The 23,330-nt window shown below is 63.4% G+C and carries 21 protein-coding genes and 1 pseudogene; 13 read left to right on the top strand and 9 right to left on the bottom strand.

The annotated features are described in order from the left end of the window. The first annotated feature begins 174 nt into the window (after positions 1-174). Together mgtA and AB4120_RS06880 are read left to right on the top strand one after the other, a co-directional pair. Positions 175-2,835 carry a magnesium-translocating P-type ATPase gene (mgtA, locus tag AB4120_RS06885; RefSeq protein WP_441642058.1) on the top strand — a complete coding sequence of 887 codons (2,661 nt, stop codon included), beginning with the start codon at positions 175-177 and terminating at the stop codon, positions 2,833-2,835. Between the two features lie 70 nt (positions 2,836-2,905). After that, complete coding sequence (locus AB4120_RS06880) at positions 2,906-3,550, top strand: BON domain-containing protein (protein ID WP_441642057.1); 645 nt, start codon at positions 2,906-2,908, stop codon at positions 3,548-3,550. Between the two features lie 100 nt (positions 3,551-3,650). Here AB4120_RS06880 and AB4120_RS06875 read toward each other — a convergent pair whose 3' ends face one another. Continuing rightward, positions 3,651-4,127, bottom strand: a complete 477-nt coding sequence (locus AB4120_RS06875; RefSeq protein WP_149136287.1) for a universal stress protein — start codon at positions 4,125-4,127, stop codon at positions 3,651-3,653. A 292-nt stretch (positions 4,128-4,419) separates the two neighbouring features. On the opposite strand from AB4120_RS06875, the gene AB4120_RS06870 reads away from it, so the two are divergent. The 3 genes from AB4120_RS06870 to AB4120_RS06860 all read left to right on the top strand — a co-directional run bounded on the left by AB4120_RS06870 (position 4,420) and on the right by AB4120_RS06860 (position 6,800). Next, on the top strand, positions 4,420-4,647 hold the full coding sequence (locus AB4120_RS06870; RefSeq protein WP_149136288.1) for a hypothetical protein: 228 nt from the start codon (positions 4,420-4,422) through the stop codon (positions 4,645-4,647). 108 nt (positions 4,648-4,755) lie between these two features. After that, the gene (locus AB4120_RS06865) at positions 4,756-5,241 is read left to right on the top strand and encodes a carboxypeptidase regulatory-like domain-containing protein (protein ID WP_149136289.1); all 486 of its coding nucleotides are present in this window, start codon (positions 4,756-4,758) and stop codon (positions 5,239-5,241) included. After that, on the top strand, positions 5,229-6,800 hold the full coding sequence (locus AB4120_RS06860; protein WP_441642056.1) for an AAA family ATPase: 1,572 nt from the start codon (positions 5,229-5,231) through the stop codon (positions 6,798-6,800). The genes AB4120_RS06865 and AB4120_RS06860 overlap by 13 nt, the downstream gene beginning before the upstream one ends. Before the next feature lie 40 nt (positions 6,801-6,840). Here the strand turns inward: AB4120_RS06860 and phaZ are convergent, their stop codons facing one another. Next, entirely contained in the window at positions 6,841-8,091 is a 1,251-nt protein-coding gene (phaZ, locus tag AB4120_RS06855; RefSeq protein WP_441642055.1) for a polyhydroxyalkanoate depolymerase, read from the bottom strand. A gap of 64 nt (positions 8,092-8,155) precedes the next feature. Continuing rightward, positions 8,156-8,641 (bottom strand): carboxypeptidase regulatory-like domain-containing protein, encoded by a 486-nt coding sequence (locus AB4120_RS06850; RefSeq protein WP_441642054.1) that lies wholly within the window; start codon positions 8,639-8,641, stop codon positions 8,156-8,158. A gap of 432 nt (positions 8,642-9,073) precedes the next feature. Between AB4120_RS06850 and AB4120_RS06845 the strand changes: the two genes are divergently transcribed. Beyond that, a complete protein-coding gene (locus AB4120_RS06845; protein WP_441642109.1) occupies positions 9,074-9,220 on the top strand; it encodes a BON domain-containing protein in 147 nt (48 codons plus the stop codon). Positions 9,221-9,300: 80 nt separating this feature from the next. Then, entirely contained in the window at positions 9,301-9,954 is a 654-nt protein-coding gene (locus tag AB4120_RS06840; RefSeq protein WP_149136292.1) for a BON domain-containing protein, read from the top strand. A gap of 50 nt (positions 9,955-10,004) precedes the next feature. Here the strand turns inward: AB4120_RS06840 and AB4120_RS06835 are convergent, their stop codons facing one another. The 5 genes from AB4120_RS06835 to AB4120_RS06815 form a co-directional block, all read right to left on the bottom strand. Next, positions 10,005-11,441, bottom strand: coding sequence for an efflux transporter outer membrane subunit (locus tag AB4120_RS06835; protein ID WP_149136293.1), 1,437 nt, complete (start codon positions 11,439-11,441; stop codon positions 10,005-10,007). A 23-nt stretch (positions 11,442-11,464) separates the two neighbouring features. Beyond that, positions 11,465-12,556, bottom strand: coding sequence for an HlyD family secretion protein (locus tag AB4120_RS06830; protein ID WP_149136294.1), 1,092 nt, complete (start codon positions 12,554-12,556; stop codon positions 11,465-11,467). Then, positions 12,553-13,251 (bottom strand): ABC transporter ATP-binding protein, encoded by a 699-nt coding sequence (locus AB4120_RS06825; protein WP_149136295.1) that lies wholly within the window; start codon positions 13,249-13,251, stop codon positions 12,553-12,555. Before AB4120_RS06825 ends, AB4120_RS06830 begins: the two co-directional genes overlap by 4 nt. A gap of 2 nt (positions 13,252-13,253) precedes the next feature. Continuing rightward, entirely contained in the window at positions 13,254-14,423 is a 1,170-nt protein-coding gene (locus AB4120_RS06820; protein ID WP_441642053.1) for an ABC transporter permease, read from the bottom strand. A gap of 168 nt (positions 14,424-14,591) precedes the next feature. After that, positions 14,592-14,813 (bottom strand): DUF1488 family protein, encoded by a 222-nt coding sequence (locus AB4120_RS06815; protein ID WP_441642108.1) that lies wholly within the window; start codon positions 14,811-14,813, stop codon positions 14,592-14,594. Positions 14,814-15,013: 200 nt separating this feature from the next. Between AB4120_RS06815 and AB4120_RS06810 the strand changes: the two genes are divergently transcribed. Further along, a complete protein-coding gene (locus tag AB4120_RS06810) occupies positions 15,014-16,102 on the top strand; it encodes an AI-2E family transporter (RefSeq protein WP_149137556.1) in 1,089 nt (362 codons plus the stop codon). Between the two features lie 52 nt (positions 16,103-16,154). On the opposite strand, the gene AB4120_RS06805 is transcribed toward AB4120_RS06810, so the two are convergent. Then, positions 16,155-17,141, bottom strand: a complete 987-nt coding sequence (locus AB4120_RS06805) for a LysR substrate-binding domain-containing protein (RefSeq protein ID WP_149136297.1) — start codon at positions 17,139-17,141, stop codon at positions 16,155-16,157. Positions 17,142-17,254: 113 nt separating this feature from the next. Here AB4120_RS06805 and AB4120_RS06800 point away from each other — a divergent pair, with 113 nt between their 5' ends. The 5 genes and pseudogenes from AB4120_RS06800 (at position 17,255) to AB4120_RS06780 (ending at position 23,175) form a co-directional block, all read left to right on the top strand. Further along, positions 17,255-17,803 carry a 4-hydroxylaminobenzoate lyase gene (locus AB4120_RS06800; protein WP_441642052.1) on the top strand — a complete coding sequence of 183 codons (549 nt, stop codon included), beginning with the start codon at positions 17,255-17,257 and terminating at the stop codon, positions 17,801-17,803. Between the two features lie 3 nt (positions 17,804-17,806). Then, positions 17,807-18,529: a nitroreductase gene (locus AB4120_RS06795; protein ID WP_149136298.1), complete on the top strand. Its 723-nt coding sequence runs from the start codon at positions 17,807-17,809 to the stop codon at positions 18,527-18,529. Positions 18,530-18,683: 154 nt separating this feature from the next. Continuing rightward, positions 18,684-18,947: pseudogene (locus AB4120_RS06790) on the top strand (cell division protein FtsH); the annotation flags it as partial. A 57-nt stretch (positions 18,948-19,004) separates the two neighbouring features. Continuing rightward, complete coding sequence (locus AB4120_RS06785) at positions 19,005-20,318, top strand: erythromycin esterase family protein (RefSeq protein ID WP_441642051.1); 1,314 nt, start codon at positions 19,005-19,007, stop codon at positions 20,316-20,318. Positions 20,319-20,472: 154 nt separating this feature from the next. Next, positions 20,473-23,175, top strand: a complete 2,703-nt coding sequence (locus AB4120_RS06780; protein ID WP_441642050.1) for a bifunctional acetate--CoA ligase family protein/GNAT family N-acetyltransferase — start codon at positions 20,473-20,475, stop codon at positions 23,173-23,175. The last annotated feature ends 155 nt before the right edge of the window (positions 23,176-23,330 follow it).

The following is a 23,330-nucleotide window of genomic DNA, read 5'->3' as shown; positions in this document are numbered from 1 at the left end:
TAGCCTTTCCATTGACGAATAGCCGTCGGCAGCATTTTCCTGGTCAACTGAACCGCCCTGCACAAGCCTCCTTGCGCTGGCTTCTCGCGCGATCTGCCTTGTATGCTCGGCAATGCCTTGCACTGCCAGTGGTTACCCCTAGACCCGCGTAGCTCTCGCCAAATGAGGCCCGACTTGCACACTGCCGCGACGGTGCCGCCTGCGCTGCACCATGCCGCAAGCTGCCAGGCCGACCAACTGCTCCACGACCTGCACGCCACCCATGACGGGCTGACGGAATCGGATGCGGCGCAACGCTTGCGTGATGTCGGCACCAACGAAGTCGTACCGGATGCCCGCACGCATCTCCTGCAGGATTTCCGCCGGCGGCTACTGACGCCCCTGACACTGATGCTGCTAACGTTGTCGTTCGTATCGGCGGCCATAGGTGATTTCAAATCAGCCGCGGTTACCGCTTCGATGGTCATCCTTAGCGTGGGATTAGCCACCGTTCAGGAACGCAAATCCGTACGAGCGGCCGCCTCGCTTCGGGCATTGGTGCACACGACAACGTCCGTAAAGCGGCGCCTATCGATCGCTGCAGCGCCACAAATCAGCGAAATTCCTCTCGTCGGGCTTGTCCCTGGCGATATCGTGCATATCGGCGCGGGCGACATCGTTCCCGCTGACATTCGCCTGCTTGCGACCAAAAATCTGTTCCTGAACCAGGCGTCCATGACGGGGGAGTCCGTTCCGGTCGAGAAAGTGGCGGAGGCGACTGGGCCGACCAACGACGTCATGCCCGGCGATCTTGGCAATGTGGCCCTCATGGGGACTTCGGTCGTGAGCGGTACCGGCTTCGGGGTAGTCGTGCTCACTGGGGCGCGGAGTGTATTTGGCGACATCTCCCGGCAGGTGACCCGTGCCATTCCACCCACCTCGTTCGACCTGGGCCTTAGGCGCGTGGCCACCGTGATGCTCAGGCTGATCTTCGTCATGACGCCCTTGGTGTTCCTGATCAACTACGTGACGAAGGGCGACCTGCTTCAGGCGCTGATGTTCTCGCTTGCCGTAGCAGTCGGCCTCACGCCGGAGATGTTGCCAATGATCGTCACCGTCACGCTTTCGAAAGGCGCGCTCATGCTGGCTCGCCGCAAGGTCATCGTGAAGGAACTCAACGCCATCCAGAACCTTGGCGCGATGGATGTTCTCTGCACGGACAAGACGGGAACGCTCACGCAGGACTGCGTCATCCTGCGCCGCCATGTCGATATCGAAGGCAAGGACTCCGACACGGTTCTCAGATTGACCTATCTGAACAGCTACTTTCAGACCGGCCTGCGCAATCTTCTCGATCTGGCCGTACTTGACGACGCGGAAGCTTCATTGCGCGGCGCCGAGGCGCGCGAGCGGTACCGGATCGTCGACGAAGTGCCGTTCGACTTCGAGCGGCGCCGCATGTCCGTCGTCATAGAGAGTGACACCGCGCGACTTCTGATTTGCAAAGGCGCGGTCGAGGAAGTGATTGGCATGTGCGATGCCTGTGAGCTCATGGGCCAGGTCGTGCCGCTCACCGACGCGCATCGACAACAAGCCGAAGCCTTCGCGCTACGCCTCAACGAGGAGGGATATCGCCTTTTGGCCGTGGCTAGCAAGTCCCTCCCACGATCGGGCGCCAGATCCTATGAATTGGCGGACGAACGCGGATTGGCGCTGGCCGGCTTCGTGGCGTTCGTCGATCCGCCGAAGGATACGGCCGCCGCCGCGTTGCAAGCGCTCCACGAGAGCGGTGTCACTGTAAAGGTATTGACCGGTGACAGTCCCGCGATTGCACGGCACATATGCCAGCTGGTGGGCCTCGAATTCGAATCGGTTGTGCTGGGGCGCGACCTGGACGCGCTTGATGCCTCCGCACTGGCGGACCTGGCCGAGAAATCCACCGTCTTTGCCAAGCTGACCCCGGATCACAAGGCTGCCCTGGTCCGCGCCCTTCGGTCGCGCGGCCATGTGGTCGGCGTACTTGGCGACGGCATCAATGACAGCCCGGCGCTGCGCGCCGCCGACGTCGGCATCTCCGTGGATACGGGCACCGACATAGCCAAGGAGACGGCGAGGATTATCCTGCTGGAAAAGAGCCTGCTGGTGCTGCACGACGGCGTCATCGAGGGTCGCCGGGTATTTGCCAATCTCGTCAAGTACCTGCGCATGGCCACAAGCTCCAACTTCGGTAACGTCTTCAGCGTGCTGGGCGCCAGCATCTGGCTACCCTTCTTGCCGATGGCACCCATCCAGATCCTTGCGTGCAATCTCCTCTACGATGTCTCCCAGGCAAGCATTCCCGCCGACAACGTCGACGAGGAGGCGACTCTCCTGCCTGGCACCTGGGATATCCGCTCGCTCTGGCGGTATATCGCCATCATGGGACCGCTCAGTTCCGTGTTCGACTACGTAACCTTTGCGGTCCTTTTCAGCGTACTGGGACTCTCCACGCCCGCGCACGCAATGTCGTTCCAGTCGGCGTGGTTCCTGGAGTCCATTCTCTCCGAGATCCTGGTGATCTACATCATTCGGACCCGCCGCATCCCATTTCTGGAGAGCCGACCGGCTACCGTGGTGTTGATAACAACAGTCTTCGTAGCCTCCCTCGCCGTCTGGCTGCCGCTCTCTCCCGTCGCGTCTGCCTTGCAACTCGTCGCCCCTCCCGTGATGTTCTGGCGATACCTGCCTGCGATTCTGGTCGCATACCTGCTCAGCGCCTATGCGGTGCGGTCCCGGCTGCATCCAGGGATGTATGAGCCCGGAACGCAGCGGAAGGAGCCGTCGATGGCTTGTTCCACATCAAGGGCCAGATCCTGACGCTTCCTATCTTTCAAGATGCGCAGAATCCCGCCCTCAGGGCGGTGGCCTTACCAACCAGGAGCGGAGGATGAAAACAGATATCGAACTCAAGACGCTGATCGATGATGAGTTGGAGTGGGATCCACGCGTTATCTCTCCCGACATTGGCGTAGAAGTCCATCAGGGTGTGGCGACATTATCCGGGCACGTCGGCACGTATGCCGCGAAACTTGCTGCGGAGAAGGCAGTCGGCAGAATTGGGGGCATCAAGGGCATCGTCGTCAGGCTGGAAGTCCGGCAAGACAGCCACCTTCGCGACGAAGCCGTGGCCCTGGCCGCGCGCAGTGCCCTGCAGTGGGCGGTTCACGTGCCCGTGGATGATCTTCAGTTGGAACTCGAAAAGGGCTGGATTACCTTGCGGGGGAACGTGCAATGGGGCTTTCAGCGCCACGCCGCCGAGAAAGCGGTCAGCCATATTCGTGGCGTCTCTGGTGTCACGAATCTCATCCGGGTAGTACCGAAGCTGGCGCCCGAAGAGATCGAGGGAAAAATCGAATCGGCGTTGCGCCGTCGGGCTGAACGCGAAGCCCACCACATTGCCATCTCGGAATCCGCCGGCGTCGTCACGCTGGAGGGCAGCGTCGATTCGTTGGCCGAACGTCGAGCCGCTGCGGGCGCCGCATGGTCTGCACCGGGCGTGTGCGAGGTCATCAATAAGCTCCGCGTTAGATAGAGGCATGCAAGAGACGACACCCTCCTTGCGTTATCTGCACTGACGGCGAGGTCGATGCATCCACGCAATATGCAGGTGGGCAACGGGCCGACCGCGTCCGCTAGGTCGTCTCGGCGTGGTCCGGTTCCGGGGTCGGCTCCCTGACTAGCAGGACCGGCACGGGGCTGGACCTGGCGAGGGTTTCCGCTACGCTGCCGAGAAACACCCGCTTTAGCCCGTGACGACCGTGTGTACCCGTCACGACGAGATCTGCGCCACATTCCCCCACGTGCTTCAGTACCTGGGCCGCAACGTTTCCCAGGCTAATCACGTTATCGATCAGCGTCTCCGTGTGCCGAATGCCGGCCCTCCGCGCCACGTCTGCCGCTTCCACGAGAATGCTCCGTCCGAATTCGAGCAATTCCGGCACAACATCAGCCCGGATGCCGTAACCCGTCTCATACTGCAGAAGCGTGTAGTCGATTACGTGAATGATCTCCAACTGCGCTCCGCATGCAGAAGCGATCGTGACCGCCTCGTCCAGTGCCCGGCGTGCACACGCGCTGCCGTCCACGGCAACTATGACATGCTGGTACATGATGCTCTCCTTTCGCAGATCCAACTATGCAGCACGATGCTGCGGGCGCCAGTCACCTTGGCAAGGCTGCGGGCTGCCTACTATGGATTAGCAGGGTTCGCGCGGTTCGCGTTGACGCACCGCAAGCTGGAGCGAGTCAGCAATGTGCGTGATAGACAACACACGGTGACGCCGCACGGGATTGATCGTCGTCAAAGCTTGCGCGAATTTGAGTCTGGCTCGGGCGATGTTTGGCTATCGTTTTAGGCAAACGGCTATGGCCATTCCATCTTTCGTCGTTCGGAGACAGTCCATGTTGAGCGCCCACGAGATTGCAGCGCTAATGATTCTCGATTCCCGGGGATCAGTCGCTGGCATCGACATCACGGATCTCGCCGAGCTGGCGAACCGCCGACTGATCGATTGTCGCAAGGCTCAGCCTTTGGGCCACCCTATTCGCCTCACGCCCGAAGGACATCGGTTTCTCGGCGCCATGGTGGGTGCTGCATGCGGAGAGGACGGGATCGGGTCCTCTCCTTGACGGTAGGCTTCTCCGCCTCCACCGAAGCGACGCACTCCCCCGGGGGGCGACGGCATTGCGATTGCGCCAGATCAAGCCTGCGCCACCGTGCATTCCTATATTGGAGTCATGAAACCCCATGAAATCTGGCTAGCCCCCATCCTTGCCATCCTGCTCGCGGCACCTCCGTCTCTCGCGCTGGCCCAGCGTCCTGACACGACCCGCCCTGGCCGGACGGACGCCGTCGCCGCAATCGGACTCGCGGATGCCGGCGTCGCGACGCTGCACGAGCAACAGCGGGATGGACTTGCCTACCTCAGCGGTGGGATCGGCCTCGACGAGGCTGCGGCGATGCGCCAGGCGGCGCCCAACTACAGCCTGCGCCTGACGTTCATGGGCAGCCGTGGCGAATATCTCTCCGACGTTGCGACAGAGATCTTCCTGGAGGATGGCAAGCAGGTGTTCTCGGTGATTTCCGAAGGGCCATTCCTGTTTATCCGCTTGCAGCCGGGAACCTATCGGGTCGTGACGAGGGCCGATGGCGTGGAGCGCACCAACAGGCTAACCGTGCCTGCGCGGGGCGGCGTGTCCCGCACCGTGACGTGGGCGACCTGACCTTGGCCAAAGGGCCCCATGCACCATCGGCACCGGTCGATGCGAAAGGGGTGGAAGATCCTTCCAATTTCGTTCGCGCGATGTGCGACGCCACGGCGTACCCCGACAAGGCATGGGATGTAACTCTCATCGAAACCCATATCTCGCAGGTCTTCCTGGCTGGCGACTTTGCTTACAAGGTGCGCAAGCCGGTTCGTCTGGATTTTGTAGACTTTTCCTCGCTGGACGCCAGGCGCATGGATTGTGAGGAAGAGGTGCGTCTCAATCGGAGGATGGCGCCTGAACTCTACTTGGGGGTGGTCCCCATCGTTGCGGGAGCCGGCGGCAGCGTCCGGGTAGATCGGTCCGCTTCGCCCATCGAGTATGCAGTCAAGATGCGTCGCTTCGATCAACGCGACGTGTTCAGCGTCATGGCGCAGGAAGGCCGCCTGACACTCGCGCATATGGACGCACTGGCGACCACGATTTGCGCATTCCACCACCAAGCGGACGTAGCCAGAGAATCAACCCCCTACGGCACTCCCGGAGTCATCCTGCAGACCGTGCAGAACTGCGCCGATGCCGTCGTGGCAATGACTGCTGGCGCACCCGTCGCTACCCGTGTGCGCAATGGTTTGTGCGAACGCGCGCGAGCCCTGTCGCCTGTCTTCGCGGCGCGTCGGCGGCACAACCATGTGCGCGAATGCCACGGCGACCTTCATCTTGGCAACATCGTGCTTCTCAACGGCTTACCCACGCCCTTCGATTGCCTGGAGTTCGACCCGATGCTGCGCTGGACGGACACCGCGAGTGACATCGCGTTCGCCTATATGGACCTGATTGCCCTCGGACACCCCTCGCTGGCCCACCACCTGATAAACGCCTATCTTGCGCGAAGTGGGGATTTTGGCGCGCTGCGGGTACTGCCGTTCTATGCCTCGTTGCGCGCGCTCGTGCGCGCCCGCATCGACCTGGAGCGGGCGCAGCAAGCTCGGCACGAGCTCGCAGAGCGTCCGACGGCATCCCCTTCCGCGTGGTCGCGCCTCACGCTGGCGGAGACGTTGCTGAATCCGCCTGCCCCCCGGTTGGTGTTGATGCATGGCCTCTCCGGCAGCGGAAAATCGACTGTGGCGCGCAACCTTGCCGATGCCATCGGCGCCATCTGGGTCCGCTCGGACGTCGAGCGCAAGCGTCTCCGCCGTACGCCAGACCACTACACGCCCGAGGCAATCGAGGCGACCTATCGTCGACTCCGTGCAATCTGCCGCATCGGCTTAGCGGCCGGATTCACAATGATCGCCGATGCGACGTTCCTGCTCGCAGCGCAACGACGGCCATGCATGGCCTTGGCGCAGCGGCTGGGCGTTCCCGTGACGATTGTCCACTGCGAGGCCCGCGCCGACGAACTCGCCGCAAGGATTCGCGGGCGGGCACGGCTTGGCGATGATCCGTCGGAGGCAAACCTTGCAGTTCTGGCGTCGCAGCAACGCAGCGAAGACGCACTATCGAGGGTTGAAATGGCGCTGGTAGTGCCATCTGAACACTGTGTGGCGGCGCTCATGCCCAGGCAAACGACATGATGCGAGCCGACCGAGTACAGGCGCTCTGCGCACGTGCCGGCTATGCCCGGTACGCGCGGTGCGACGCCTCACGTCTGGAGATCCGCCATTCGGCAAGGCTCCGTTGCAATATCGGATAAACACGGACGTACCAGGACTTGCCACTGAACAAGCCATAGTGGTCACAATCGGCAACGGTGACTTGTTCGTGGTGTGCGGGTGGCAGATGTCGGCACAACGCATGTGCGGCGTGAGTCTGCCCGGCGCCCGTGATGGCGTCGTCGGCACCTTCGATGGTCAGCAGGCGAGTGCTACGCATGGCGCCCGTGCGGACGCTCACGCCCGCGACGCGCCATTTGCCGCGTGGCAGCAGGAAGCGGCGAAAGACTACATCGATGGTATCCGCGATGAACTCTGCAGGGAGATCAACGGTCGCCGAATAGTCTATCGCCGCCGCCATGCTCGCGAAAATGCCAGCCGGATCGCCGCGCGAGACGCTGCGCATGGTGTCAAGGAAACGCGCGGACTGACCGTTCGCCAGAGCAGACAGCTGGAAGAAGCCCGGGTAGACGATCCGCCCTGCCCCAGGATAGCCTTGCGGCACTGCACCTGTATAACGGGCGGAAAATGATGCCCCCGAGAATTGGCTGGCGGTGCGACCAAGCATTGTCGGATTGCATCGCGCATCGATGGGGCCACCCATCAGAACGAGCGATCGAAGTTCCGGCCCGCGGCTCGCCGCCAGGCGCGCGGCGGCTGCCAGTGCCGGCACCGTCGCTTGGCAGACCGCCAATACATCGAGTTCCGCAGGCCCCAGGCTCGCCATGAATCGTTCGAGGGTCAGGACATGATCCTCGAGACGGAACATCCCTGCTTCGCGCGGAATGTCTCGCGCGTCGATCCAATCCGTCACATAGACATCGGATTCATCGAGTAATGACCGGACTGCGGCGCGCATCAGGGCAGCATGGTGGCCAGCTTGCGGCGCGCAAAGTAATAGCCTGGGGCGCGCGTCGGTGACTTTTCCGGTGCGCAGGGCAAACCGCAGAAGGCGGCAAAACGGCGTCTGCGCCGCTACGGTGACGCTAACCGGCACGGATTTTCCACTCTTGCCGATTGAGCCGATGCCGAACGCGGGCGTCCCGAACAGGCGCTGGTACGCCTGAGACATCTCATAGGCCTGCGCAAACTGGACCCGCCGGATGACGTCGGTGACGGCTGGCGAAAGGGATAACGGCCAAGACCCGAACCAGCCGACCTTCTCAACACCGCCTTGCTCCGGGTGTCGCAGTGCTGCTGTTCCGCCTTTCATTCCGGCCTCCCTGCTCCCGCAGTCCACGCACTGGTGACCTGCGCTCCTTGTGCTACCCCGGGCCTCAGCGAGCCGGACAGCGTGTCGTGCCGCAGAGCAGCCAGTCGTCCTCGAGTGTATTGACCGAGAGCCGATAGGTGATGTCCAGCGGCTCATCGGCGACTACGATATTGCGCATCTGGTCCCGCCCCTGGTAGCCCACGGATAGTCGATAGGCACCCGGCTTGAGCCGCATGTAGAACAACGGCCCGCTGGCGGTGGCGTGAAGCACGGTGCGACCCTCCTGGCTGGCCACGTCCACCATGGCACCGCCCAGTGGCTTGCCGCGTTCGGCATCCACCATCGTCAGCCGCACATTGAACTGCGCGGCGATGGCCAGCATGCCTTGCATGCTCGCCGCATCATCTCCACCTGATATGTAGGAGACGCCCTGCTGTTCCATGATCTTCCCTTCGTCACCAGCGGGCGTTGCACGGCTGGCGCAAGCCGTCGCGGCAACGGCAAGCGCCAGCCACGACAGCCCGAGGCCAAGGCATCTTGAGACCTTCATTTGCGTCACTCCGATCGGGTTTAGGGGTATACCCGGCCTGTTCCAGGGCGTTCAAGGATAGGAGGCAGCCATTCACGGCAAGAACAATGCGGCTCTACACGGCGACCTTGGCTATCGTTCTTTCCAAGCTAGCGGCACCGGGGACATGCAGGTTGATGCCAATCAACGAAGCCTCAAGTGCGGGAATTTCCGCCACGGCAACACAGGAAAGGCGCCCATACAGCGCCAGCGTGCGCAGGGGCACTTGTCGCGCCTTAGCCGTCTTTTCTCACGCCACCGACTCCGGTTGCGTTGGATCAAGCCACGGTGCCATTTCACCACTAGTGTGAATTCGTCAGTCGCTCGCTAGCGAGCACCCGGCGGAAGCTCCACATCCGGCGCGCTATTTCGGTACGAGCTCGTACAGAGGCGACCATGTAGACAGACCATCAGATTCAGAAGGACGTCAAGGTCGAAAGGGGCACGGCTGCGCTGAGTGGCCACGTGGACTCCCTGGCCGAGCCCCGCGCGGCCGTCGGTGCCGTATGGTCGGCGCCGGGCATATTGGCGGTCATCGACCAACTCGAAACCCGGCCGTGAGGCCAACGCCGCGCGCGCATGGCAAGCGGCACGCGCCGCCATCGCGCCTGAGGGCGCCAGGCAAACTGGAGACAACGGACATGAAGGGCGATATCCAACTCAAAGAGCGTGTGACCGAGGAACTGGCCTGGGACCCGGCCGTCGATGCCGCCGAGATCGGCGTCCAGGTTCAGGACGGCGTGGTAACGCTGACCGGCCATCTCAGCAACCATGCTGCCAAGTACGCCGCCGAGGAGGCCGTTAGGCGCGTGCCCGGCGTGAAAGGACTCGCCGTCGAAATCGACGTGCGCCTGCCCGATGACGCAGCGCGTACGGACGCCGACATCGCACGCGCCGCAAGCAACATTCTGGCGTGGACCTCGGTGTTGCCTGCGGATCGTATTCAGGTGATGGTTGAGGACAGCTGCATCACGCTGTCGGGCACAGTCGACTGGAACTACCAGCGCCTCGCCGCCGCGCGCGCGGTGGCTGGCCTGTACGGTGTGGTTAGCGTGGCCAACGCCATCACCGTCCAGCCCGCGATAGCGCCTGACAACATCAAGGAACGGATTGCAAAGGCGATCGAGCGCCAGGCGGTGGACGACGCGACCCATGTCACCGTCGACGTCAAGGACGGCGTGGTGACGCTACGTGGAAGCTTGCGCAGTTGGGCTGAGCGCGAGGCCGCGTCCGAAGCCGCATGGGCAGCGCCGGGCGTCACCGACGTATCGAACATTATCCAGGTAAATCTCTGACCTCCGGGGACCGACCAGGTTTTGGCGAAGACTACTGCGCAACGTCGCCTTCAACGGGCTGCCTTGCCCGGGGCCTCTTCCCAGCCACCGCCCAGGGCAACGAATAGCGCGACAGTGTCCTGCAGCCGTTGCGTACGCGCCTGCAGGTATCCAATGCTGGCCTGCTGGTATTGGGCGTTGGCGATCAACACCTGGAGATAGCCGGCGGTGCCGGCACGATAGTTCGCCTGCAGCTCATCCACCAACTGCCGGGCCGCCTGCCGTGAGCGGTACTGCGCATCGACAGCCAGTGCGTCATGCTCGAGCGCGCGCAGCGCGTCCGCCACCTGTGCGAATGCCGCCAGCACAACCTGGCGGTAGTTGGCTTGCGCGGCCGCGAACTGATCCAGCGCGGCGCGCCGCCGGAAGTACAGGGTTCCGCCTTCGAACAGCGGCGCCGCCACTGAAGCGGCGACGCCCCAAATGCCGCCTCCCATCTGGAACAGCGTGCCCGGCCGCGTACCCTCGCGACCATAGCTGGCGCTCAGGGCAATGCTTGGCAGCATGGCCGCCGTTGCCACCCCGATCCCTGCCGAGGCGGTATGCAGCTGCGCTTCCGCGGCCAGCACGTCCGGCCTGCGCTGCACAAGTTCGGAAGGCACCACGCGCGGCAGGTCCGCAGGCAGCTTGAGGGAATCCAGCGGTAACGCCAAAGGCTCGGACTCCGCAGGAAAGCGCCCCGCCAGCGTGGCGCCGAGGTGGTCCGCCTGCTCCATGCGCTGCGCCAGCGGCGGCAGGCTCGCCTCCAGCGTGCCAAGCTGGCTCAGCAGGCTTAGCTCGCTGGCATGGGTGGCGGTGCCAGCGTTGACCTGCGCGTGCGTGATCTCCACCTGGTCACGCACCACATTGACCAGTTCCTCGGTCGCCGCGATCTGGGCGGCGTAGCCTGCTCGGGCAATCGCCGTATTGACCAGCGTACCGGTCAGCGTCAGCCAGGTGGCGCCCAACACGTAGCGCTGCACTTCGGCCTGCGCGGCCATGGCTTCCAGGGCCCGGCGGTTGCCGCCGAACAGGTCCAATGCATAGCTGACCGTCGCGCCCAGCGTGAAGATGTTGAAGATGCCAGCCGGCGTCTCGGCGCCAAAACGGGCAGGCGTCGCTGTCTGCCGTGACGCCTGAGCCTGCGCCGACACCTGCGGATAAAACACACCAGCGCCCGCCCGCACAGCCGCCTCGGCCCCGCGCAGGTTTGCCTCGGCCACCTGCAGGCTTGGATTGCCGGCCAGCGCGTCCTCCACCAGCCGCTCCAGGTCCGGGCTGCCGAACATGTCCCACCATTTGGCGGTGACGCCCATGGATGCGGAAAACTGCTGGGCTTGTCCCGCGCCGGCCGACGTACTCGCGGCGTCGCCGCCACGCACATAACTGGGTACGTCCGGGGGCGCGGGCGGCACGAAATCGGGCCCGACTGCACAGCCTCCCCCCAAGGCAGTCAGCAAGGCCAGCATGACGGATCGATACCTGTGCTCGGTCACGATGCGCCGCCCAGGTAGACATCTACCAGTTGCCCTGGGTAGATCACTGGCTGCGGAGGCGGCTTGAAGCGGAAGATGACGGGCAACACGCGTACGTCAACGCGTTCGGTGCGCTGGTCCGAAAGCTGGATCTTCGGGGTCAGGTAGGGCTGTACCCGGACGAACTCCAGCGGAATGCTGACGTCCGTACCACGCACAAACATGCGCGCCTGCATTGCCTGCCCCAACTGCAGCCTGTGCACAAGAATCTCGTCGACATACACCCGGACCGCCAGGTGGTCCTGCAGGCTGCCCATGACGATGACCGGCATACTGCCTTGCGTATAGGTGCCGTACGTACCCTGCGGTGACACATAGGCGCCCACGGACGTGTTGACCGCCAGCACGATGCCATCCACGGGCGCACGGATGACGTACTTCTGCAGCAGGGCTTCGGATCCTGCCGCGGCCCTGCCCAAGGCGTCGCGTTGCTTCTCCTGATTGCGGATGTCATAGGACCACGCGCCGGCCTGTATCAAGGCCAATTGCCGGCGCGCCACGGCCAGCGCGCTGCGCGCCATGTTGACGGCGTTGGCAGCATTGTCCAGCGCATCCTGACTCACCGAGCGTGCGTCCAGCTGCCAGGACTTCCTGAGCTTCTCATACTGGTCGTCCACGGTCTTGAGGCTGGCCACCGCGGCATCCGCCTGCGCCTGCGCCACGTCCAGACTCTCCTTGCGCGGTTGGGCTTTCAGCTGCGCCAGCTGGGCCTCGGCGGCATCCGCCTGCGCCGCCTGTTGCGCGGCCAGCGCCCGCTGCACGGAATCCTCGAGCGCCAGCAGCTCGTCGCCGCGCTTCACGGGCTGCCCTTCGCGCGCCCCAATGCGCACGACCGTGCCGGTCACCTCCGGGTAGACATTGACGTTCGCCCCGTTCTCCTGATCGCTTTCAACGATGCCATTGGCATAGATGCCGCTGCGAAAGGGATTGGAGGCGGGCTGGAACACCGGCGGGAGCGGCGCCTTCTGCTGCGCGTAGATGGCGGCTGCCACAATGCCGATCACGGCGCCCAGCCCTGACAGAATGAAGAGCCAGCGGTTGCTTTTCATTGCCCGCCCCCTTGCTCGATTGCCTTGAGGCGACCATCTTCCATGTCGATGATCCGGGTAGCCATATCCAGGATGCGCGCATCATGGGTAACGATGACGATGCAGCGCCGCTCGGTGAGGATGTTGTCCCGGATAAAGCTCATGATCGAGCGCCCGGTTTCACCGTCGAGCGAGGCGGTGGGTTCGTCGAGGATCAGGATGTCGGGCTGGCTGACGATGGCGCGCGCAATGGCCACGCGCTGCTGCTCGCCACCGCTGAGCTTGACGGGCGGCAGTTGCGCCCGGGCCTCCAGTCCCACGATCTTCAGGCATTGCCGGGCCTCGGCCAGCGCATCGTCCCACTCGTAGTGGCGCAGGATCAGCGGAATGGCCACGTTCTCCAGCGTGGTCAGGCGCGGGAACAGGTGGTAATCCTGGAACACGAATCCCACTCTTCCCAACCGGAAGGTGGCCAACTCATCGTCACCCAGGCTCCACACATCGATGCCATCGATCATCACACGGCCGCCATCCGGGCGCAGGATGCCGGAAATGACGCTCAGCAGCGTGGTCTTCCCGCTGCCGGACGGGCCAACGATGAACAGTATCTCGCCCAGGTAGGCGTCGAAACTCACTTCACGCAGCGCGTGCGTGCGGGCCTCGCCCTCGCCGAACCATTTCTCGATGCGCTGCACTGAAATGGCGACACGAGGCATGGTCATCCCCGGAAGATGTCGAACGGTTCGATGCGCAACACCTTGCGCACGCCGATATAGCCGGAGAGCCCGGCGATCGCGATGACCATGGCCAGTGCCATCCCCAGGTTGGAGAAGGTGATCATGGCCGCATAGTCGGGCAGACGCAGCCGCGCCAGGGCGATCAGGATCGCGCACAGGCCGATGCCGAGGCCATATCCGGTCAGCGCTACGAACGTTGCCTGGAACACGATCATCGCGACCAGTTCGTGCCCTTTCGCGCCGATGGCCTTGAGCGCCCCGAACTTTTCCAGGTTTTCAATGATGAATGTGTAGAACGTCTGCCCGGAGATCGACAGTCCAACGATGAAGCTGATGACTGTCATCAGCAGGATGTTGGTCCCCAGACCGGTCTGGAACTTGTAGAAGTTGGAGATCCGCCGGATAAACTCATCGCGGGTCAGCGCACGGTAGCCAATCCGGCTGACGGCGCGCTGGATGCGTACCGTGTCCGCCGGCGACTTGGGTTCCACCAGGATATAGGAGATGGTGTACCGGGCCGTCGGCAGGTACTGGATCGCGCGCTGGTAGGTCGTGTACAGCGTCGGCACGCCAAACAGCCCGCTGGTCGCTACCTCCGCGATGCCGACGATCACGCCGCGGTGGTCGTTGATCTCGAAGACGGTGCCGATGTCCGGGCTCTCGAGTTTGCGAAATTCCGCATCCTTGACGACCAGGAACGCGTTTTCGGCAAAGATATCCTCGATCTTCCCCCGGAGGACATTGGGCCGGCCAAACAGGCTGGTGTCGTCGATGCCGACCACCGTAACCGGTTGGTATGTGCCACTTCCAAGGCGTACCAGCGCCCCGCCGGAGTACAGGGGCACCGCAAAGCGGACGCCGTCGATGCTCCGCACCGCGTCCAGCACATAGTCAGGCATACCGATCGTATTGGCCACCGTATTTACGGCCGGGTCCATGACCCAAATGCTCGCGCCGATGTTGTAGACCGTGGAGGACGACCGGTTCAGCACCCCTGCAAACAGCGAGGTCATCTCGATCATCAGGAAGACCGCGAAGGTAATCCCGACCAGCAGGCCGCTGAACTTGGCGCGATCATTTACCAACAGCTTGTACGCGAGCCGCAGGATGCCAAATTTGGCCGTGCGCCTGCCGCGCGTGCCCGATGGCACGGGCGGGATCCCGCTAGGGTCAGGTCGCACCGGCCGACCTCAGTGGGATTTCAGGCAGGCCACCACTTCGGCATCGCAAGGGGCAAGTGCCCCGCCATGGGGGCCGCCTTGTCTGTCGGCGCAAACGCAAGCACTTCTCCATGGCCTACCTCCAGGCCCTGCCCGGCTTCATAACGCAAAGCGGAAATGGCCACTGTGCAGCACGATATGCTGCGCCCCTGTCATCTCGCACAGAGCGCCCGCAACACGCTCGATGTCTTGGCGGTTACTCATGAATGCCGAAAGCAGATCCTCGCTGAGGTAGGAGCGTGCATTGAAATAATCCTCAAGCGCCTCTGCGGTCACCTCATACGTTGCCGTGATCTCCGACAGTTGCGTCGGCCTATCCAAGGTAGGGCAGCAAAGGCATGCAGCTTTGACATCAGTCAATGAAGTGCGATTGCCCTTCCCATGACATACTCAATTGGCCAGCGCATCTCGCATTTCGGGCTCGAGATCGTTCACTGTGTCATTGACATAGGTATCTTAAATGCGACATGGGCGCCGGCAACCTGGGAACGGGCGTCCGACGCCGGATAAAAACAAGCGACATGACTAACTCTGCTAGGCTCCATCACAGAACCTTCCTGCTGCTGCTCGCCGGAGTCAGTATTGCGTTTTTCTGGATTTTGCTGCCGTTCTACGGCGCCGTGTTCTGGGCCGCCGTGCTCGCCATCATCTTCGCGCCAATGCAGCGGCGACTCGTGCGGGCAATGCATGGGCATGCCAATATCGCGTCGCTGCTGACCTTGCTATTGGTGTTCGTTCTCGTAATCTTGCCAATGACCCTGGTCACGATGTCCCTGATCAGTGAAGGCATGAACCTGTACGAGAACATGCGCTCTGGCCGCATCAACTTCGGCCTGTACTTCCAACAGGCCATCGACGCATTGCCATCCTATGTTCGCTCGCTGCTTACGCGGTTCAACGTGGCGAGTATTTCCGACCTTCAGGAGAAGCTCAGCGCCAGTGCGTTGGAGACTAGTCAGTTCGTGGCTACCCGCGCCTTGAGCATCGGTCAGAACACGGCGCACCTGGTGATCGGTTTTGGCCTGATGTTGTACCTCCTGTTTTTTCTGCTTCGTGACGGCCCCCGACTCTCGCGGCGGTTGCGCATCGCCGTGCCGCTCAGCGACAGCCACAAACAGCACCTGACAGAGAAATTTGCGACCGTCGTACGGGCCACAGTGAAAGGCAATATCGCCGTGGCCGTCGTGCAGGGCACGCTTGGGGGAGCCGCCTTCGCGATCCTCGGCATCCAGGGACCTCTGCTGTGGGGCGCCGTCATGGCGCTCCTCTCACTGCTTCCCGCAGTGGGGGCCGCGCTCATCTGGGTTCCCGTCGCCGTTTATTTCCTCTTAACCGGCGAATTGGTCAAGGGTTGCGTCCTGGTGGGATTTGGCATACTGGTCATAGGAATGGTCGACAACTTCCTACGACCCATCCTGGTCGGCAAAGACACGCAAATGCCGGACTACGTGGTGTTGACCAGCACCTTGGGAGGCATGGCGCTCTTCGGGCTGAACGGCTTCGTGATCGGGCCCCTTGTCGCGGCATTGTTCATCGCGGCGTGGGACTTGAACAGTCTTGGTCAGGGTATATCTTCCGATGCACAGCCCGGGGGGGACCCTCTCTCCTGATGTGGCCGGCGCCACGATGAATTGGCGCCTCCCTGTCTCGTCGAGATGCATACTACTTGAGCGCTTCCTCCGCAGCGCGGGCTGCTTTCGCAACCAGATCGCGCAGCCACGCGTGACCGACGTCGTCGTCGTCCCGCCGATGCCAAACCGCTTGCATGGTCTCGGTTCCAACCTGGTAGGGCAAATGTCGGCAAATCAGGTCGCCGCGCTTCGTAAGAGCCATAGCCAAGGATGCCGGCACGATCGACAGCATGTCCGTATCGCGGAGAAGCGTTGGGATGGCCAGCGAGTGCGGGACTGTGATTCTCAACCGAGGCGCCTCCTGCGACTCGAGCAGCGCGTTCTCCAACGCACGCCGGTCGAACATCTCGGACTGTCGCGCGAGGCCGCGCTCCACGATGAAACCCTCTACAGCGCCTTCTTCCTGGCCTCCGACGGATAGGGTGACAAGCGGATACTTCGTGAGGTCCGCGAGCTTGAGCTTGCGGCGCGAAGCTGGATGTCCCTTTCGCATGACTATGGATTCCCCCTGTGCCATCAAGGTTCGGGAGTTCAGCCGGGGCGGAACCTGGGCGAAGATTCCAATCGCGAGATCGATTCGTCCCAGGTCGATCTGCTCAGCCAGGTCCAGCCGCGTGGAAGGACGGATGACCAGGTCCACGGACGGCGCGGACGCCTGCAGTTCCCGGGACAACGGCGCAATGATCACCTCCGTGACGTGATCGTTCGCCGCAATGACGAATCGGCGCCGGGATAATTCCGGAGAGAACGAAAACCGCTCTGATCCTAAGGCGTCCTCAATGCGGCGCAGGGAGTCCAGCAGCGTGGGAGCCATCGCCGCGGCACGGCCGGTTGGCACCATGCCCTTTCCCATGCGAATGAAAAGCTGATCATCAACAAGCTCGCGAAGCCTTCCAAGCGCGTGACTGACGGCCGATTGAGTGAGATTAAGACGCTTGCCCGCCAGAATCAGATTCCTCTCTTCGTAGACAGCCTCAAAGACTTTCAGAAGGTTCAGGTCCGTACGGCCGATGCTCATGACTGTATCCCTTAGAGTGAATTCCATGCATTATGAACTTGCATAGACACCAATTCCATTCAATCTATGGTTAGCGCATGATGAGGTCAACCCGTTGGATAGGAGACCCCAGAATGAAGGCTGAGAACCTCAACAAGGATAGGGAAGCACTGATCGAGCGATGCATTCCATTCCTTGAGACGGTGAAGGACTTGACCGCCGGCACCGTGGTCGAGCGTTGGCTAAACGAGAAGTACGGACCTGACAGCGAGTTCTACCAGACCGTCGCTCATATGATTAGCAGGGGTGTGGAGGACGGTTGGGCAGCAAATATCGAGATCGATGGCCCCAAATACCGCCGCAGCCGCATCGCGGAGCCCTCGGAGCGTACCCTTCACTTCAGCATCACCGCTGTGTACATGGATAGCTCCGGGAATAAGCAAGGGCATCCCGTCCATCGATTGCGAGGGCAATACCACCGTCATCCTTATGGCGAGTTCAATATGGTCGTTCCGCTACATCCGGGCGCCGTCCTGAACGGGCCGAATGGCTGGAGCGCCGGCGGATGGACCGCCCCGGCGCCGGGTAGTCATCACTATCCGGAAGCGAAGGGTGGCGCCGTTATCGCGCTCTTCTTCTTGCCTTCCGGGCGAATCTCCTACCATGAAGCACCGCAGGAGTAGCCCATGGAGCAATCCGCCTTTGAATGGTCACAAGAAGCGATGGCGCGTTGCGTCGCCACTGTCCTGAGTTCCCGGCGGTCGGTTCGCGCCTTCAGGGCTGAGCCGCTTCACCGAGAGCTCGTAGAGGAGATACTGGAGGAAGCAGCGACCGCGCCAAGCGGTGCAAACATTCAGCCCTGGCGAGTATATGTGGTAAGCGGTGCGATCAAGGACGCAGTGGTTGCCGGACTGGTCGCTGCCTACCGAGCGGGAACAGCCCCTGCACCCGCCCACTTCCCTGAGGTGTTGCCAGAAGTTTTCCGCACGAGACTGTCTGACTTCGGCGCACGTTACTACGCTTCGCTTGGGATCGACCGCGACGATGCCCCGGCGCGTATGCGGCAGACGGAGCAGAACTTCTCATTTTTCGGCGCACCGGTGGGTCTCATCATCGGTATCGATCGCAGATTGAAGCCGCACAGTTGGATCGACATCGGCCTTTTTGCGCAGAACCTAATGATCGCCGCGAAAGCGCGAGGTATCGACACCTGCCCACAGGTCGCCTTCGCACCGTTTCACAACGAGATCGCATCCTATCTGGGTATGCCGCCGGAAGAAATCACCGCCTTCGGCATGTCCATGGGATACGGAGACGTGGAAGCCAAGGTAAATCAGACAAGGATGCCGCGGGAGCGCGTGCAGGACTTCGCGCGCATCTTGGGGTTTCCCGCCAAAAATGTTGCGTAGGAGACAGTCGCGCCATTGACCGTCTCTTACGCAACGTCTGCAGTTCTCGAGACGACAGTTCTCGTTGATACCGATCAAAGGCCAACCCCGATCCGCCGCTATCTTGGATCGAGTACGCCTTCACAAGGCCCGGGTCTGTCTTCAGCACTAGGCGGGGATGACCTTCGCCGACGTCGCGCGCATCGACGAAGCCAAGGTGGAGCTGATGGGGACGGTCGCCTTTCTCAAGAGACCCGAGCGATACGGGCGCCTGGGCGGCAAGATCCCTAAGGGGGTACTCCTGCTGGGCGCCCCGGGCACCGGCAAGACCCTGCCCGATGAACTGGACGCACTGGGCAAGACGCGTCCCCTCAACGTGGCCGGCGGCCAAGATGAGCGCGAACAGACGCGCAACCAGCTGCTGGTGCAGATGGACGGAGGGCACTGCCGCACAGCATGAAGCACCCGTCATGAGTAGCCACTCGAGGAGCAGTCCATGACATCCCCGCTTACCCCGTTCCTTGCAGTCCGAGAGGCCGCACAGCGCTTGCAGGGCAATGCCTTCGACTACGATCCGCTGCTCGACATGGCCCGTGGAAAGGATCTTGTTTTGCTTGGCGAAGCCACGCACGGCACCGCCGAGTTCTACCGGATGCGGGCGGAGATCACGCAGGCGCTGGTGTGCAGCCAGGGCTTCAATGCCGTCGCCATCGAAGGCGACTGGCCCGACGCCTGGCGGGTCAACCGCTACGTGCAGGGCGAGGGCGACGACAGCGCCGAGGAGGCCCTAGGCGATTTCGAGCGCTTTCCTGCCTGGATGTGGCGCAACGGGGAATTCCTGGTGTTCATCGAATGGCTGCGTGGCCATAATTCCGCTCTGCCGCCGGAGCGGCGGGTCGGCATCTACGGGCTGGATCTCTACAGCCTGTACCGCTCTGCCGAGGCCGTGATCCGCTACCTGGAGCGCGCCGACCCGGTCCAGGCAGCGGCTGCCCGGCAGCACTACGCCGCACTTGACCATGTGCGCGACCCGGCGGCTTATGGCTACCAGGCCGCGACTGGGCTGCGGGCGCCAGCGCGCGACGGCGCGATCCGCCAACTGCTGCAGCTGCGCACCGACGAAGCCGCCTATATCTCCCGCAACGGCCTGGCGGCCATGGATTCGCACTATTTTGCCGAGCGTAACGCGACGGTCGTCGTCAATGCGGAAGCCTACTACCGCGAGATGTTCGGCCGCCGCGTCAGCACCTGGAACCTGCGCGATGCGCACATGGCACAGACGCTGACTTCGCTGGCCGCCTACGGGCAGCGCCGTGGCGGCAGCGGGCGCATCGTGGTCTGGGCCCACAACTCCCACCTCGGCGATGCACGAGCGACAGAATCGCAATTGCGCGGGGAGTGGAATTTGGGGCAGTTGATCCGACAGCAAGCCGGCGTGCGAGCGCTGCTGGTCGGCTTTACCACCTTCACCGGCTCTGTCTGCGCGGCCTCGGAGTGGGACGGCGACCCCGAAATCAAAGCCGTAGTCCCGGCACTGCGCGGCAGTTGGGAGGCACTCTTCCACAGCACCGGACTCGACCGCTTCTTCCTGCCGCTTGGGTCACAGGCCAGCGCCCCGCTCTTCGAAGTCATGCTGGAACGTGCCATCGGTGTGCTCTACCTACCGCGCACGGAGCGTGCCAGCCACTACTTCGATGCCTCGATCGGCGGCCAGTTCGACGCCCTCTTCCACCTGGACGAGACCACCGCGCTGGAGCCGCTGCAACCCGGGCACGCTGTTCCGGAGCTGGACAGCGAACGGCCGGACTGACGCGCACGTGCCGGCCGGGATGGTTCGCGCCATCCCTCCGACGCATTGCGCACTCCTTGCGATACATCAACCCCCGCCGAGGTTGTCCCCCTAGTCTTATCCAGACCGGGCCGGGTACGCCCAGGGGGCCCGGCGGTTGCCATGGGAGCCAGCCATGACTGTCCGTAACCTTGACGCACTGCTCCGTCCGCGCTCGGTCGCGCTCATCGGCGCGACGATGCGGCCGCATAGCGTGGGGGCAACCGTGCTGGCGAACCTGTCCGGGGGCTCCTTCACCGGCCAGTTGTACCTGGTGAACCCGAAATATGCGACGCTGGCCGGCCAACCCTGTTACCCGCGCGTAGGTGCGTTGCCGGCACCGCCGGACCTGGCGGTACTATGCACGCCCGCACCCACTATTCCGGGGCTCATCGCCGAACTCGGCGCCGCCGGCACGCGCGCGGCCATCGTGCTGACTGCCGGCTTTGAGGGTCCCGAGGACAGCGCCGGAGGCGCCCTGCGGCAAGCCATGCTGGATGCGGCGCGGCCTCATCTTCTCAGAATTCTCGGGCCAAACTGCGTCGGGCTCATCGCTTCGGGAATCGGCCTCAATGCCAGCTTCGCACCCGGCACGGCCCTGCAAGGCAAGCTGGCATTCGCCACGCAATCCGGCGCGCTGGCCACCGCTGTGCTGGACTGGTCTCGCTCACGGCAGATCGGCTTTTCCCATTTCATCTCCCTGGGCAACAGTGCCGATGTGGACGCAGCCGATGTGATCGACTACCTCGCCGGCGACGCCGAGACGCATGCCATCCTGCTCTACGTGGAAGCGATCCGCCGTGGCGCAAAATTCATGTCTGCGGCGCGCGCCGCCGCCCGCAACAAGCCGGTGCTGGTCGTCAAAGCCGGGCGCTCGGCGCAGGCGGCACGCGCTGCCGCCTCACACACCGGCGCCATGGCGGGTGCCGACGACGTTTACGACGCCGCGATCCGGCGGGCCGGCATGCTGCGCGTGGACACCACGGAGGCCCTGTTCGATGCGGTCGAGATGCTTGCCCGAATGCGCGCGCTGCGCGGAGAGCGCCTCGCTATCCTGACCAATGGCGGCGGTGCCGGCGTGATGGCGACGGACGCGCTTGCGCATGCCGGAGGGACCTTGGCCCGGCTGTCAGACCAGACCCTGAGCCGGCTGGACGCCGTGCTCCCCGCCACCTGGCCGCGCGCGAACCCCATCGACATCATCGGGGACGCGCCCGTCGAGCGCTACCTGAGTGCCTACGCCATCCTCTGCGAGGCGCCGGAGACCGACGCGGTGTTGATGATCCATGCGCCAACCGCCGTGGTGCCGGCCGCCGAGATCGCGGCCGCACTCATCAGCGCGCCGTTGGGCGGCAAGCCTCTTCTTGCGGCATGGCTTGGGGCGGATTCCGTGCAGCAGGCCCGTCGCTTGTGCCAGCAGGCGGGCGTGCCGACCTTCGACACCCCGGAGCGAGCAGTGCGCGGCTTCCTGCAGGCCTGCGATTACCACAGGAATCAACAGTTGCTGATGCGCACGCCGCCCGCAGACGGCCCCTACACGCCGGCCGACAAGGACCAGGTGTGGGCGATCATCGGCAACGCCCGGCGCGCTGGCAGGGCGTGGCTGACCGAGCCGGAGGCCAAGGCCGCGCTGGCCGCCTATGGCATCCCCGTGGTCTCGACCCAAACCGCGCCAGGCATCGACGAGGCCGTCGAACAAGCCACAAGGATCGGCTACCCGGTAGCGCTCAAGATCCTGTCCCCGGACATCACGCACAAGTCTGCCGCGGGCGGCGTGGCACTAGACCTCGCCGACGCCCCCGCGGTGCGCAGTGCCGCCAGCGCCATGCTCGAGCGGATCCGGCAGCATGCTCCGGAGGCACGGGTGGAGGGCTTCTCCGTCCAGGCGATGGTCCGGCACGGCGATGGCTTCGAACTGATCATCGGCGCCGTCACCGATCCCGTGTTCGGTCCTGCCCTGCTGTTCGGCCATGGCGGCGTCAACACTGAGCGCATCGGTGACCATGCTGTGGCGCTGCCGCCACTCGACACGCTACTCGCGCAAGACCTGGTGTCGCGCACCCGCATCGGACGGCTGCTGGAAGGCTGTCACGAACACCCCGGCGTCGACGCAGACGGCCTGCTCAATGTACTGGTACAGGTGTCACGCCTGGTCTGCGATATTCCCGAGATCGACGAACTTGATATCAATCCGCTGCTGGCGAGCGCGACAGGCATCATTGCGCTCGATGCCCGCATCGCCATCAAGGCGCCGGCGCCGGGCTTGCACCCGCGGCTAGCCATCCAGCCCTATCCGGATGCGCTGGAAGAACGCGTAGAACAGAACGGTCGCGCCATTGTGCTGCGGCCCGTGCGCCCCGCTGACGAAGCAGCCTACCGGGCCTACTTCCGCCAACTGACGGCCGAAGATATCCATGCGCGCTACTTCTGCACGTTCCGCGAGCCGGAACACAGCCAGTTGGCAAGGCTCACGCAGATCGACTACGCGCGTGAAATGGCGTTCATCGCGACAACTACCGATGCACGCGGCGAGACTTCCATCCTGGGCGAGGTCCGGGCGGTTGCGGATCCGGACAATGTCCAGGCGGAGTTCGGCATTGCCGTGCGCTCGGACTGCCAGGGACAAGGACTGGGAAAGCTGCTGCTCGACAAACTGATCCGCTACGCACGCGCAACGGGCATCGGCGCGCTGGTGGGCTGCACCATGCCGCACAACCGGGCCATGCTGACACTAGCGCGTAGCTGCGGCTTCAAGACCGACATCGCGGCCAGCTCCGACGGTGTCAGTTTGCACCTTGCGCTGCACAAGGAGAATGCCAGCGTTCGCACGCGGCGGTAGCGCCTGGAAGGCGCAGCAGCAGCGATGGACCGGGACCGTCCGGGCGCACTCGCACCGTTCGGCACTCGATCGCGCCTGCAGAACGAACCAGCGCGCCATCGTCGCCTGGGGCTAATCTTCTACTAAAGTCTACTGAGGCAGCCCGCTAGCGTGGC

It is taken from the genome of Cupriavidus sp. 2KB_3 (genome assembly GCF_052115685.1).
GTDB lineage: Bacteria > Pseudomonadota > Gammaproteobacteria > Burkholderiales > Burkholderiaceae > Cupriavidus > Cupriavidus campinensis.
The sequence above is the reverse complement of the archived record's forward strand: the minus strand, read 5'-3'. Positions and strand labels throughout refer to the sequence as shown.

Coding starts and splice junctions, on each gene's coding strand:
- AB4120_RS06880 (WP_441642057.1), top strand. CDS start 2,906: ATGAAAACAGATATCGAACTCAAGACGCTGATCGATGATGAGTTGGAG.
- AB4120_RS06875 (WP_149136287.1), bottom strand. CDS start 4,127: ATGTACCAGCATGTCATAGTTGCCGTGGACGGCAGCGCGTGTGCACGC.
- AB4120_RS06870 (WP_149136288.1), top strand. CDS start 4,420: ATGTTGAGCGCCCACGAGATTGCAGCGCTAATGATTCTCGATTCCCGG.
- AB4120_RS06865 (WP_149136289.1), top strand. CDS start 4,756: ATGAAACCCCATGAAATCTGGCTAGCCCCCATCCTTGCCATCCTGCTC.
- phaZ (WP_441642055.1), bottom strand. CDS start 8,091: ATGAAAGGCGGAACAGCAGCACTGCGACACCCGGAGCAAGGCGGTGTT.
- AB4120_RS06850 (WP_441642054.1), bottom strand. CDS start 8,641: ATGAAGGTCTCAAGATGCCTTGGCCTCGGGCTGTCGTGGCTGGCGCTT.
- AB4120_RS06840 (WP_149136292.1), top strand. CDS start 9,301: ATGAAGGGCGATATCCAACTCAAAGAGCGTGTGACCGAGGAACTGGCC.
- AB4120_RS06835 (WP_149136293.1), bottom strand. CDS start 11,441: ATGCTGGCCTTGCTGACTGCCTTGGGGGGAGGCTGTGCAGTCGGGCCC.
- AB4120_RS06830 (WP_149136294.1), bottom strand. CDS start 12,556: ATGAAAAGCAACCGCTGGCTCTTCATTCTGTCAGGGCTGGGCGCCGTG.
- AB4120_RS06825 (WP_149136295.1), bottom strand. CDS start 13,251: ATGCCTCGTGTCGCCATTTCAGTGCAGCGCATCGAGAAATGGTTCGGC.
- AB4120_RS06810 (WP_149137556.1), top strand. CDS start 15,014: ATGACTAACTCTGCTAGGCTCCATCACAGAACCTTCCTGCTGCTGCTC.
- AB4120_RS06805 (WP_149136297.1), bottom strand. CDS start 17,141: ATGAGCATCGGCCGTACGGACCTGAACCTTCTGAAAGTCTTTGAGGCT.
- AB4120_RS06800 (WP_441642052.1), top strand. CDS start 17,255: ATGAAGGCTGAGAACCTCAACAAGGATAGGGAAGCACTGATCGAGCGA.
- AB4120_RS06795 (WP_149136298.1), top strand. CDS start 17,807: ATGGAGCAATCCGCCTTTGAATGGTCACAAGAAGCGATGGCGCGTTGC.
- AB4120_RS06785 (WP_441642051.1), top strand. CDS start 19,005: ATGACATCCCCGCTTACCCCGTTCCTTGCAGTCCGAGAGGCCGCACAG.
- AB4120_RS06780 (WP_441642050.1), top strand. CDS start 20,473: ATGACTGTCCGTAACCTTGACGCACTGCTCCGTCCGCGCTCGGTCGCG.